The sequence below is a fragment of the Streptomyces sp. NPDC019531 genome, assembly GCF_044903305.1.
GTDB lineage: Bacteria > Actinomycetota > Actinomycetes > Streptomycetales > Streptomycetaceae > Streptomyces.
The window spans coordinates 1-13,055 of the sequence record NZ_JBJDQL010000041.1 but is presented as its reverse complement, the minus strand read 5'-3'; the positions used below and the strand labels follow the sequence as shown (position 1 = coordinate 13,055).

The following is a 13,055-nucleotide window of genomic DNA, read 5'->3' as shown; positions in this document are numbered from 1 at the left end:
TCCTTCGCTCGGCTCGTGAACGATCGAGGTCAAGAAGTGAGTTTGGCGAAGCTCTCGTCGAGCCGTTCCAGCACGGCGCTGATGTGCGGCAGCCGGACGGGGTCGGGAGAGTCGAGCGCCAACTGCTGCAGTTCGCGGGTGTCCCCGTAGAGCAGGCTGGTCGCCGCCCTGAAACGCAATGCGCCCTCGTCGTCGCCGAGATGGTGACCTGCGAGCACCGCGATGCCATACGTGTCGAGCAAGTGCTGGAAGAGGGACGACGAGTCGGTGATGCGGCGATACCCGAGTTCCTCCCGCAGCGGTTCGAAGTCGGGGTAGACGTAGAACCCTCCCGCGGGTGGCCGGCAGCTCGCACCGGCGCCGGTCAGGATCCCGTGCACGGCGCGGGCGACCGCGCCGTGCAGCCGGGCGCTCGTGGTCAGCTGTTCCTGGACCTCCGATGGCTCGGAGAACGCGTACTCCGCGACCGCCTGCATGGGCATCGACAGGGTCGACCACACTTCGCTGGCGATGCAGACCATGTCGTCGTGGATGCGGCGGCCGCAGCCGTCGGCCGGGAAACGGGCCACACCTATGCGCCAACCACCGAGCGCCAGCGCCTTGCTGAGCCCCGTGGTCACGATCGTGCGGTGCGGGGCCACCTCCGCCGGACTGAGGAAGGGCGTGGCGGGGTCGTGCACGATGTCGCGGTAGATCTCGTCGGAGATGATGATGAGGTCCTCCTCCTCCGCGACAGCGCACACCTCGTGGACGAGGTGCGGTGACGCCAGTGTGCCCGTGGGGTTGTCCGGGAGCGTGAGGACCACGATGCGCGGAGAGTGCCCGCGGGCGCGGGCGGCACGAAGAGTCCGCCGCATTTCCTCTGGGTCCGGAACGCCTCCGCAGGCGGCCGGAATCGGCACACCGAAGACCTGCTTGCCCGCCATCGCAGCCTGGGCTGCGTAGCTGTTCCACGCCGGCTGGGGAATCAGCACGTCACCGGGAACCGCGAGTTGCAGGGCCATCAGGAGCGGCTTGCTCCCCGGGGCCAGCATGACTTGGTCGGCCCCGGTCGGCATGCGGCGGCGCGTGAAGTACCCCGCGACGGCCTCCCTGGCCGCCGCGCCGCCGGCCACCGGTCCGTAGGCAGTGGCGGCCGACCCGGCGGCGAGCCGCTCCACGAAGGGCTCGAAGACGGGCAGGCGGGCTTCGCCGAACCCCATATGCACCAATGGTTCCCCATCTGCCTGACGCTGTGCCACCGCCTGGTCGAGCGCGAGATTGGGCGAGACTCTGAGGATGGCCATGTGTCGGCTCCTTCCTGCTCGGGATTTCCGTCCTGCCGACGCGGTTCAACTACGGTTGAACGGTGTCTGGATGGCTGCGGCGATGTCGTCGGGGACTTCGGGGTCGAGTTCCAGTTCGTCGATCCAGGCAGCGCTGTCCGAGTACTTGGCCCGGAACGGCCGGCCGACCAGCGAGGGATCGCGTGCCTGCAACAGCCGGAGCTGGAAGTGGCGGGAGTCCCCTGTCTGCTCGATGCCGTCGACCACGATCTTGCCGACGGTCGCCGACATCACGGGACCGCGCACGGTACGGGCCAGGCCGGGCAGGGTGCGGTAAGCGGTCTGGAAAATCGATATGGCATCGGCGAGCGGTACCTTGAAGTACTCGTGCGGGCCAGTGTCGCGCTCGACGAACATGTAGTACGGCACCGCGCCGACGGCGAGCTCGGCCCGCCATAGGTCGGACCAGGTGCGCGCGTCGTCGTTGATCCGCGCGATCAGCGGTGCCTGGCAGTACACCAGGGTGCCGGTCGACCGGATGCGCGCCACCGCCTCGCGGGCGAGCTCGGGTTCCAGCTCCCGCGGGTGGCTGAAGTGCGCCATCACGGCGAGGTTGCGCCCGGTGACCCTGACCCGCTCGAACAACCGGAGCAGTTCGTCCGCGTCGTCGTCTCCCACATAGCGCTGCGGCCAGTAGGCGACCGACTTGGTGCCGATACGGATGGTGCGAACCGACTCCACTTCGAGCAGCGGTTCGACGTGGCGTCGCAACCGCTCGGTTGACATGATCAGCGGGTCGCCACCGGTGATGAGGACGTCGTTGACCTCTGGATGAGCCTTCAGGTACCGCACCAGGTTCTCCGGGCCCGCAGCGGAGAAACGCAGATCGGCGTCACCGATGAACTGCGCCCAGCGGAAGCAGTAGGTGCAGTAGGCGTGGCAGGTCTGGCCCTGCGCCGGGAAGGCGAGCACCGTCTCCCGGTATTTGTGCTGCATCCCCGGCAGTTCGGAACCGCCCTGGGTGGGCACGTTCAACTGCAGCTGGCCGGACGGGTGGGGGTTGAGACGGGCCCGGATGCCTCGGACCGCCTCCCGCAGTTCGGCCTTGGCCGTGGAGTCGTTCGGCTCCATCAGCACCGCCAGCCGCTTTTCGTCCTCGCTGGAGAGCATCCCCTGCTGGGGGAAGAGCAGCTGGAATATGGGGTCGTCCGGCACTCGCTGCCAGTCGATCAGGTGGGTCAGGACGTACTCGTTCACCCGGAAGGGCAGCACCTGCGAAACGAGCCGTACTGTTTCCCGGATGTCTGCGGGCAGGCCGAACCGTGTCGCGATCTCATCGATCTGACGGGGCCCGTAGGCACGAAATCGCTCTGCTTCTGCTGGGGTCGAAGCCGGAGCCGGCAAGGCCATCGCCACGTCACCCGCCCTGCTTGACCAGGGCACCGGCGTCGGCCTTCGGGTGCGTCCCTGTGATGAAACGAGACTCGTCGGACACGAGGGAGAGGATGGCGCTGGAAACGTCGGACGTGTCCACGTAGGCGGTCGACATGGCGTTGACGCCGGCCATCAGCGGCGCCGCGTCCTCCTCGGTCGGGTGCCCCAGGCCGGGCCAAAAGGTGGTGTACACGGGGTCGTTGAGCAGAATGTCGGTACCGAGGTTGGTCGGTTGGACGGCGTTCGCCCGGCTGCCGGACTGCGCGAGCTGACTGGCGAGGACGTTTATGTAGTCGACGAGTACGTGCTTGGCTAGCTTGTAGGCGGCCATGCCGCGACCGGCGGTGGAGTCGTCCAGGCCGGGGGAGAGGAAGCTCATGATCGAGCCGACGGCCACGGCCGAGCCTTCCTCCCCCGGATGCGGCTGGGCAGTCTGGACGGTGTTGCCCATGCCCAACCTGTTGACGTCGAGTACGCCGGTGAAGGCGTCGGCCGGCGGCGCTGCGCCCGTAGGCGGCGTGCCGGCGTTCGGAATCACCGCGACCAGACGTCCGAGCTCCGCGATCGCCTCGCCGATAGCGCTCTTCAGCGCGGCGTAGTCACAGACCTCGACCTGCCCCACGACCACCCGGCGACCGGTCTTCTCCACCAGCCACACGGTCTCCTTGAGATCAGCGGCGCTGGTCATCGGGTACGTGGCGACGTCGTTGCCCTCGCAGACGCCGATGGCCATGATGTCAGCGCTTTTCCCAGCCAGGCGGACCGCATGACTGCGTCCCTGTCCCCGCGCGGCTCCCGTGATCGGGACAGCCATTCCTTCGGCCCGGCCCATTGAGGCCCTCCTTACTCAGTCGTGGTCTTCTTGCTGAGACCTGTGGACCAGTCGAGCCCGACGTCGGCCACGTGGGCTTCGCCGAGCTGCCTGGGCACCGGCCTCCGTTGGCTCGTCCGCTCGCGTACGACAACGCCCGGGCGCCTCATGAGCGGTTTGCACGCTGCTGCCCGGCGGCGGCCACCCCGGAGGGAACTACGTGAGTTCCGTGTCCCGGGGGCATTGCCCGCGGCCGAGGGAGCGGGCATGGTCGTCCAGGCGGAAGCTGGGATGGAGGTCCGCCTCGTCGTAGTAACGGTGGAAGACAGGTGTGAGCCCGCCGGACACCGGCGGGACGATCCAGCTCCAGTCGGCCGGCACGATCCGGCCCTGGCTCTCCTCCTTGGCCAAGTGGGTGAGGAAGCGGCGCGACTCGGTGTGGTGGTCAGTGATCTTCACACCCGCTGCTTCGAACGAGTGCAGGACCGCGACGTTGATCTCGACCAGGGCCCGGTCGCGCCACAAGGTGCTCTCGCTGCTGGTGTCCAGGCCGAGGTGCTCGGCGACGACGGGCAACAGGTTGTAACGGTCAACGTCGACCAGGTTGCGAGCCGCGATTTCGGTGCCCATGTACCAGCCGTTGAACGGCGCCAGCGGATAGTCGATGCCGCCGATCCGCAGACGCATGTTGGAAATGGCGGGGACGGCGTACCAGCGCAGGTCAAGTCTCGCAAAGAACGGGTGGTCAGGGTGACTGAGCGGGACCTCCAGCACAACGTCGCGATCCACTTCGAACAGCTGGGGCTTGTCGTCGGCCGTCTCTACGACCAGGGGCAGCAAGTCGAAGGGGCCCCCTGGAGGGTGCCAGCCCATCTCACGTACGGCATCGGTGAAGCCGACGTACGCGGGGTCCCCGGTGACGCCGCCGTCCGGTCGACGGTGGCCGGCGTAACGGACGAGTTGGTCGTTCCACACCCGCGGGCCTGGCCCGCTCGGGGCGTTGGGGGCGAAGACGGAGATGACCGGACGAATGCGTCCGCCGTTGGTGGCCAGACGCAGATGCTCGCACAGCTCCCGGTGGATCTCGTCGGGGGAGGTCACGCCGCGCAGGTCCCGCACGCTCAGACTGTTCCAGTAGAGGCGGCCGATGCAGCGGGAGGCGTTGCGCCAGGCCACCCGGGCGCCGAAGCTGAGTTCCTCCGGTGTGTGCGTGTAGGTGCCGGACTCCTCGGCCTGCACACGCACCTGGTACAGGCGATGGGCGAAGGGGACGGGCTGCTCAGGGACCTCGTCGTAGTACTGGCTCAGGAAGTCCTCCGCCTCCTCCAGATCAGCGGTGCCGTCGGCCGGGGTCGCGGAGTCGGTGGGCGGCTGCGGCGTAGGGATGCTCGGGTCAACGGCTGCCTGGTGAGGGCAGGTGGGCAGCAGCGGCGTCTCGGGCTGCATGGTCCTCCTCGCGGTGGCATGTGGGTCCGTCCGCCGCTGCTCTCGGCGAATCGCGCGGCGTGCTGTGGTGCGCAGAGTGGCGTGGGTATCCACGAGGCGGCATCGACGGGCTGTGGAGCATGAGGACGTCACGCGTGAACGCCCACGGTCGGAGAGAGCCCGGTCAGTCTCGGCCGCGTTGCCGGGACTGCGGTTGGAACCCGGCCGCCCCGCATCACCACCAGTTCGGTCAGCCGAGCCTCAGCGGCAGGGACCTGAGGGAGCGGAATTCCAGGTTCGGATTCCAGATGGGTTCGCCTGCCAGGCTCATCTTCGGGAAGCGTGCGAACAGCGCCGCGAAGAACCACTTGAGCTCAAGACTGGCGATCTGCCTGCCGAGGCACGAGTGCGGCCCCACGCCGAACGAGAGGTGCTTACCGCTGTTCTGCCGGCCGAGGTCGAACTCGTCCGGCCGCTCGAACACGCGAGGATCCCGATTCGCGGCTCCCAGGAAGAGGGCGACGTTCTGCCCTTCCTCGATCTTCACACCGTCCACGAGGGTCGTCGTTCCCGCTGTGCGCCATGTGAACTGGTTCGAAGCGTGGTACCGAACCACCTCGTTGGCGACGTTGTCCGCACAGGCGGGGTCGGTCAGAAAACGTTCGATCTGGTCCGGATTCGTCGCGAACGACAGCATGCCGCTGCTGGTGGAGCCCGGGGTGGTGGGAGCGAAGAGGGCGATGAGCAGCAGAACGAGCTGATGGATCGTCTGCTCCAGCGTGCTGTCGACGTTGTCCGCCTGGGCAGCCGCGAGACGCGCGATGACCGTCTCCGGAAGGACTTTCCCTCTCGTCCCCTGAACGAGTTCCAGGGAATACGTGTGCAGGTCCGTGAGGTGGTCGAGCAGCAATTCGAGCTGCAGCGGCTGGTCCTGCGGGCCGGACCAGTAGGTCATGACCGCGTCCACGCGAGGTATGACGAAGTCCAGGTCCTCCTCCGGGACCCCGAAGGCTTGGACGGCCGCGTTCACCGGGAGCTTGGCGGCCAACGCGGACACGGCGTCGATCTCCGTCACGCCGACGGGGATCGAGGCGACGAGCTCGTATGCCACGCGCTTGATCACCCGACTGTAGTGCTCGTGGGCCTCACGGGTGAACGCCGCATGGGTGGATCGCCGCAGCGCGGTGTGGCGCGGAGCATCGGTGTACATCATGACGTTCTTGGTGAACCGGTGGTAAATGTTGTCCGGCGGCAGCGCGCGGCCCGCGAACTTCGCCTCCAGCACCTCCTCCATGCGCTCCGCCTTGAAGCGGGAGTCCTTCAGCGCGTCGGCACAGTCGGCGTACCTCATGACGGCCCAGGCATCCAGGCCCTCGCACCAGTGAACGGGCTGGCGGTCCGCGAGAGCGGCGTAGACCGGGTAGGGGTTGGGCACGATGCTCGGATCCGACAACGGAGACAAATCACTCACGGGAGAACCCCTTCGGGCATTGGTTGGGACATCGCCGATTCACCGATGGTGAAAGGCGGTCGTGGAACAGGCCCGGCGGATGGCCTGTGACAGGAGACTGGACAGATGCGCGCTGAGGGCGTCGACCGTTTCGGTGCCCCGGGAGAGCGGGAGCTCGTTGGTGAGTTGCCGTGTCCTCGATGTCGGAACCCGGCAACCTGTCCGGTCTGATGGATGGGCGAGGGCTCACGGACCCCACGGTGGGGTCGCCGGTGCGGTATTGGTGTCGGCCGGGGATCATGCCTCCGTGCTCTGAGACATTGCCTCCCTGAGGCTCTTCGGGCGCATGTCGGTCCAATGCGTCTCGATGTAGTCGAGGCAGTCCTGACGTGAACCGCTGTCCAGTGCGACGCGCCAGCCCGCCGGCACTTCCGCGAAAGCGGGCCACAACGAGTACTGTTCTTCGTCGTTTATCAGCACCACATAGGGCGCGTCGTCCTGTTCGAACGGGTTCGACATGATGGTCAACGCCTTTCTGAGCGCCGACCCGAAAGGGGTCGGTGCAGTCGTGGGTGGAATCGAGACGCGATCAGCCTGTCAAGGTTGAGGACGGTGAAATCGCGCCCCCTTTAAACCAACGTCGCGGGCCTCGGCGTACCGATTTTGCCCTTTAAACTGTTTCGACGATACGGGGTGGAGAATAGCGGTGTCAATATATTGCCATACTTATCGGGGTAAATTAGGAGGTGGGTACCAGGGTGCGATCAAGGTTCGACGACGGTCCCGATCTTGGCTGTCAAGATCGGTCCGATTGGGCGCAATGAATCCAGGCGCATTCATGTCGAAGTGGGAATTGATAATTCACGACGGCCGGGAACAAGTTGGTTTTGAAGGAGAACAAGACGTCCTCCGGACCAACCCGACCTGCGATGCGGCGCAGGTCGGTCCGGAGACGGTCCTCGTTCAAGATGAACAGGGGCGTACCCCAGCGCTCGGCGAGAGCGGCAGGTCCACGCCGCTCACGCGGTCGCCATCGGTACGGTCGTCGCGCCGTCCCCCTGCGCGACCGCCTGCTCGAACTCGTCTCCGTACTCGCGGTTGTCCCAGTCGCTGATCGCGACGATCCGCAGGTCGCGGTGACCACCAGCGTCGTCCTCGGCGGCAATGTCGGTGGCGTTGTGCCACCATCCGGGGCTGGATGAACGGCCAGTGGGGCAGCAACTCGAACGTCCACGGTCGCTGACCTCGTCGAACCCCATGCGGTACCGCGAGAACCGACGGTAGTACTGTCGGCCACCCGTGAAGGTGTCCAGTGGCAGCTCCTCGAACTCGGCGAGGACCCGCGGTTCCGGCTCCGAAATGTCGATCATCTTGTAGGCGTTCTCCCAGGGCTCGGGCATTGTTGACCTCCTTTGGTGGGCCTCCTGGATGAAATAGGCAGAGACGCCCCGCCGTGCGGGCACACGGGACCGCATCGGCAGAAACCGCGTAGTCGCCGATTTCACTTTCGAATGCGTTGGCCATGCCGCAACTCCACTGCCGTCAACACCGCCCGCGCACGATCACGGTTCGATGAGATCCTTGAGTTTGGCCGCCAGTATCGGCCCGATCTGGCGCAACGAATCCGGGCGCATCATGGCGTAGTGCGAGGTGGGAATGTCGTGGATTTCCAGCGCACCTCCGACATGGCGTTCCCACAATCCGGTCGCGTGGGGGGCGTTTTCGTTTCGTCCGGCCGTCGCGACAAAGATCACCGCATCACCGTCGAAATGGCCGGGCGCGAACTTAGGCGTAAGGCCACTGTTGGTCACCAGGGTGTCGATCACGGCGGCTATCTGTTCCTCGTCGAGGCCGGCGAGCGGACGGCCAGGGCCGCTCAGGGATGCCGTGACCTGAGCAAGCGTGACAGGCTCTTCGTCAGCGCTTTCCGTCTTCCCCTCCATCAGGGCCGCGAGGATGTCTTTCGCCTCCATTTCGACCCGGACGCCGGGGAAACCGTGCAGCGGGTAGGCGTCCAGGATCGCGAGCAGGGCGGTGGGTGCGCCTCGTCGTTGCAGTTCAGTGGCCATGGCGTGGGCGACCAGGCCACCGAAGGACCAGCCGAGGAGGTGGTACGGCCCGACCGGTTGGATCTGGATGATCTGCTCCACGTAGTCGCCCGCGATCTGTTCGACCGACAGGGGACGTTGTCCGGGCTCGGCGAGGCCGCGCGCTTGCAGCGCGTAGACGGGGTGGCCCGCAGGGAGGTATTTCAGAAGGCCGGAGTAGGACCAGCCAATTCCGCTGGCCGGGTGGACACAGAACACCGGTGGCAGATCGCTGCCGGTGCGTAGCGGCAACAGCATTTCCAGCGCGTCGGAGGTGCTGTTCATCTCCAGGTCTGCGGCCAGCGCGGCCACGGTGGGGTGCTCGAACAGCACCCGCAAACCCAGCTCCGCGCCGAGTGTGGCGCGTATCCGTGCCACGAGGCGGGTGGCCAGGAGTGAGTGGCCGCCCAGGGCGAAGAAGTCGTCGTCGACGCCGACTTCCGGGACGCCCAGGACTTCGGCGAACAGTTCGCACAGGACCTGTTCGCGCGGGGTCCTGGGTGCCCTGCCTGAGCCGTCGCCCCATGCGGGGGCCGGCAGGGCGCGGCGGTCCAGTTTGCCGTTCGGCGTCAGGGGGAGCCCGTCGAGTACGACGTAGGCGGCGGGGACCATGTAGTCCGGGACGTGTTCGCGCATCCATTCCCGTGCCAGGTCGGCCAGGTGGCGGTCGCGGCGGCCCCTGGTGGGTGTGTTCGTCCAGGTCGTCAGGGGTGTTCCGGCCGGTTCGGCCGGTTCATAGAGTTCCACCGGCGTGCCCGGCCGCATCAGGGACACCTTGACGAAGACCGCGTCCAGGGACTGCGGGTCGTCGGCCGACCAGGTGCATCCCACCCAGTAGCCGAGTTCCTCACCCAGGGTGTGCAGGATCTCCGGCTGCGGGGTGTTCTCGGTGAGTGAGCGGGGCTGCGGGGTGGGGTCGTCCCCCGGGGCGTTCAGGGTGTTCAGGTTGTTGAGGCATTCGGAGTCGTGGAAGAGTCGCTGGTTGGGTATTCCGCTCACCCGGACACTGTCCGGTTCGGCTGTTGTCAGGTACTGCAGCAGCGTGGTCAGGCCGTCTTGATGCCGCGGCCATTCCCACCGTTCCTGCCCAGCCGGCAGTGGGTTCACCGGCTGTTTGCGGAGGACTGCGTCATAGCGGTAGCGCGTCAGTTCGTTGTCGGAGTGTCCGCGCTTGAGGTGGATCTCCGTCGCCGCCATACCCAGGCGTTGCTGCACGGCGGGGAAGAACTCCGGGTCGATCAGTAGTTCTTTCTCGTCGGCGAGGGCACGCTGTACCGCCCGGCCGAGGGTGGTGGCGTCCGTGTGTTCCGGGTCGCGGTGGGCGTGGACGCCGGCGGCCAGGTGCCGTGCCAGGCGCAGGTTGCGTATGTCACCCACGAACACCGATCCGCCCGGTGCGAGCAGACCCGTGACCCGGGACAGCACCGTCAGCAGGTAGTCCGCGTCCGGGAAGTACTGCACGACGGAGTTGATCACGATCGTGTCGAAGTATTCGGCGGGCAGCCCCTCGGTGTCGTCGGCCGGCTGGGTCCGCAGGGTTACCCGGCCCGCAAGCTCCGGGTCTTCGCCGACGTGCGCTGACAGCCTGTCGATGGCCGGAGCGGAGAAGTCCGTCGCCCAGTATGTTTCGCATCGCGGTGCCAGCCGGGACAGCAGCAGACCACTGCCCGCGCCGATCTCCAACACCCGGCGGGGCCGCAGGGACAGGATCCGCTGCACCGTCGTATCCCGCCATTCCCGCATCTCCGCCAACGGGATCGGCTCACGGGTGTAACTGCTGTTCCAGCCCGAGAAGTCCTCACCCCAGGGCACCGTATCCGGCAAGGCGTACTGCTCGTCGTAGACCTCACGCCACTCCCCGACCTGCTTCCCTGCAGCCTCCCCGGCGTCGAAGTCACCGTCGTTGAGGGAGCCGGCTGTGAGGTAGGCGACCAGGCGTTTGTCCTGCTCCCGGTCCTCTCGGACCACCACCGCGGCCTGTCCCACCCCCGGGCACCGCGCCAGCACCGCCTCGATCTCACCCAGCTCGATCCGGAACCCACGGATCTTCACCTGGTCGTCGGTCCGGCCCACGAACTCCAGTTTCCCATCCGCACGCCACCGCACCACATCCCCGGTGCGGTACATACGCGACCCCGCAGGACCGAACGGATCTGCCACGAACCGCTCGGCGGTCAACCCCGCACGGTTCGCATAACCCCGGGCCAGCTGGATTCCCGCGAGGTACAGCTCACCGCCCACACCCGCCGGCACCGGGGACAGCGAACCATCCAGCACATACAGGCGGGTGTTGGCCACCGGAGCGCCGATCGGCACCGTCGGCTCCCCCGGGCCGCACTGCCAGGCCGTGACGTCCACCGACGCCTCCGTCGGCCCGTACTGGTTGTGCAACTCCACACCCTGCCCGAACACCTCGAAGAAACGGTCCCGGACACCTGCAGGAAGAGCCTCGCCCGAACACACCACCCGGGTCAGTCCCCCGCCCGCCGACGCGGCCGGCTCCCGCAGAAACGCCTCCAGCATCGACGGCACGAAATGCACCGTGGAGATGTGCTCGGACTCGATCAGCCCCGCCAGGTACGCCGGATCCCGGTGACCACCCGGCCGGGCCACCACCAGGACCCCGCCCGTCAGCAAGGGCCAGAAGAACTCCCACACCGACACGTCAAAACCGAACGGTGTCTTCTGCAACACCCGCTCGCCCGGCACCAAAGCGAACCGAGCCTGCATACCCAGCAGGCGGTTCACGATCCCGGCATGCGGCACCACGACACCCTTGGGCCGGCCCGTCGATCCCGACGTGAACAACACATACGCCGCATGACCCGGCAGCAGCGCCCCGCCATGCTCCCCGTCCGTCAACGTATCCGAAGCCAGAGCGCTCAGAACGTCGATGGTCGCCGGATCGTCCAGCACCAGCCGGTTGATGTGATCCGGCAGCGCGCCGGCCGCGGGTTGAGACGTCACCACGCACACCGCACCCGCATCCGCGAGCATGAACTCCGCACGTTCTGAAGGCTGTTCCGGGTCGATGGGTAGATAGGCGGCCCCTGCCTTGAGCACACCGAGGAGTGCCACGACCAGGTCAATGCCGCGCTCCAGGCAGACGCCCACCACGGACTCCGTACCGACGCCCCGGCCCACCAGATGGCGTGCGAGACGGTTGGCACGGGCGTCAAGATCGGCATACGACACCTCGATGCCTTCGCACACCACCGCCGTCGCGTCCGGTGTGCGGGTCGCCTGCTCCTCGAACAGCACCGGAAGCGTCCGCGCCGGCACCTCAACTGCCGTGTCGTTCCACTCCACCAACACCTGCTGCCGTTCGCCGGGCAGCAGCACATCCACGTCACTGACGTGCTGGTTCGGGTTGTCGGTGAGCTCGTCCAGCAGGCGCGTCCATCGCTGTGTCAGCATCCGTACGCTCTCCGCGTCGAACACATCCGTGGCGAACTCCACCTGGCATTTCAGACCGGCCGGTGTGCCGTCGGGTGTGAACCGTTCGGACACGTTGAATGCCAGGTCGAATTTCGCTGTCCGGGTGGACGCCGGTCCCTCTGTCACCTCCAGACCGGGCAGATCAAAGCCGGCCCGCGGGGCGTTCTGCAGCGCCAGCATCACCTGGAAGAGGGGGTGGTGGGAAAGTGACCGTGTGGGGTTGAGGACTTCGACCAGGTATTCGAAGGGGATGTCCTGGTGGGAGTAGGCACTGAGCGCGGTCTCCCGGACTCGCTCCACGAGTTGTGTGAACGTGGGGTTCCCGGACGTGTCGGTGCGCAATACGAGGGTGTTGACGAAGAATCCGACCAGGTCGTCCAGGGCCTGATCGGTGCGGCCCGCGATGGGGCTGCCGATCGGAACGTCGTTGCCCGCGCCGAGGCGGGACAACAGCGTTGCCAGTCCGGCCTGCAGCACCATGAACAGACTCGCTCCGTGAGCCCGGGCCAGTTCCACCAGGCGCACGTGGAGTTGTGGGTCTGATTCCAGGGTGATGTAGTCACCCCGGTAGGACGCCACCCGCGGTCGTGGGCGGTCCAGCGGCAGGGGGATCTGGACGGGGAGGTCCGTCAGTGTTCGGGTCCAGTACTCCAGCTGCCGGCCGAACACGCTGTCCGGGTCGTGCTGGTCGCCCAGCAGCCGGTGCTGCCAGAGTGTGTAGTCGGCGTACTGCACCGGCAGCGGCGCCCAGCCGGGTTCTTGGCCCTCGCACCGCGCCTGGTATGCCTGGGCCAGATCCCGGGACAGGGGGCCACCCGACCAGCCGTCGCCGGCGATGTGGTGGAGCACCAGCACCAGCACATGCTCGTGCTCGTCCAGCCGGAACAGCCGTGTCCTGACCGGCGGTTCCGCCGCCAGATCGAATCCGCGCCGTGTTTCACGGGCCATCCCGTCCGCCAGCGCCGCCTCGTCCACCTCGTCCACCGGCATCGGCACGTCGACCGCGTCGGCGGGCAGGATCTGCTGGTACGGCGTTCCCGCCACCTGTGGGAAGACGGTGCGCAGGCTCTCATGCCGCACCACGACATCCCGCACCGCCGCCCGCAGTGCCTCCCGGTCCAGCACCCCGGACAGGCGCAACGCGA

Annotated in this window: 8 protein-coding genes; all 8 read right to left on the bottom strand. The window is 67.1% G+C overall.

Annotated features, from left to right (window positions below):
• Positions 1-29: 29 nt before the first annotated feature.
• Complete coding sequence (locus ACI2L1_RS34500) at positions 30-1,286, bottom strand: pyridoxal phosphate-dependent aminotransferase (RefSeq protein ID WP_404743351.1); 1,257 nt, start codon at positions 1,284-1,286, stop codon at positions 30-32.
• A gap of 45 nt (positions 1,287-1,331) precedes the next feature.
• Positions 1,332-2,675 (bottom strand): KamA family radical SAM protein, encoded by a 1,344-nt coding sequence (locus ACI2L1_RS34495; RefSeq protein WP_404743425.1) that lies wholly within the window; start codon positions 2,673-2,675, stop codon positions 1,332-1,334.
• Positions 2,676-2,682: 7 nt separating this feature from the next.
• Complete coding sequence (locus tag ACI2L1_RS34490) at positions 2,683-3,513, bottom strand: SDR family oxidoreductase (RefSeq protein WP_404743424.1); 831 nt, start codon at positions 3,511-3,513, stop codon at positions 2,683-2,685.
• A 213-nt stretch (positions 3,514-3,726) separates the two neighbouring features.
• Entirely contained in the window at positions 3,727-4,956 is a 1,230-nt protein-coding gene (locus ACI2L1_RS34485; RefSeq protein ID WP_404743350.1) for a nitric oxide synthase oxygenase, read from the bottom strand.
• Positions 4,957-5,185: 229 nt separating this feature from the next.
• On the bottom strand, positions 5,186-6,406 hold the full coding sequence (txtE, locus tag ACI2L1_RS34480) for a 4-nitrotryptophan synthase (protein WP_404743349.1): 1,221 nt from the start codon (positions 6,404-6,406) through the stop codon (positions 5,186-5,188).
• Between the two features lie 276 nt (positions 6,407-6,682).
• On the bottom strand, positions 6,683-6,904 hold the full coding sequence (locus ACI2L1_RS34475; protein WP_404743348.1) for an MbtH family protein: 222 nt from the start codon (positions 6,902-6,904) through the stop codon (positions 6,683-6,685).
• A gap of 500 nt (positions 6,905-7,404) precedes the next feature.
• A complete protein-coding gene (locus tag ACI2L1_RS34470; protein WP_404743347.1) occupies positions 7,405-7,785 on the bottom strand; it encodes a hypothetical protein in 381 nt (126 codons plus the stop codon).
• Between the two features lie 162 nt (positions 7,786-7,947).
• A partial coding sequence (locus ACI2L1_RS34465; protein WP_404743346.1) for an amino acid adenylation domain-containing protein occupies positions 7,948-13,055 on the bottom strand: 5,108 nt, incomplete at its 5' end.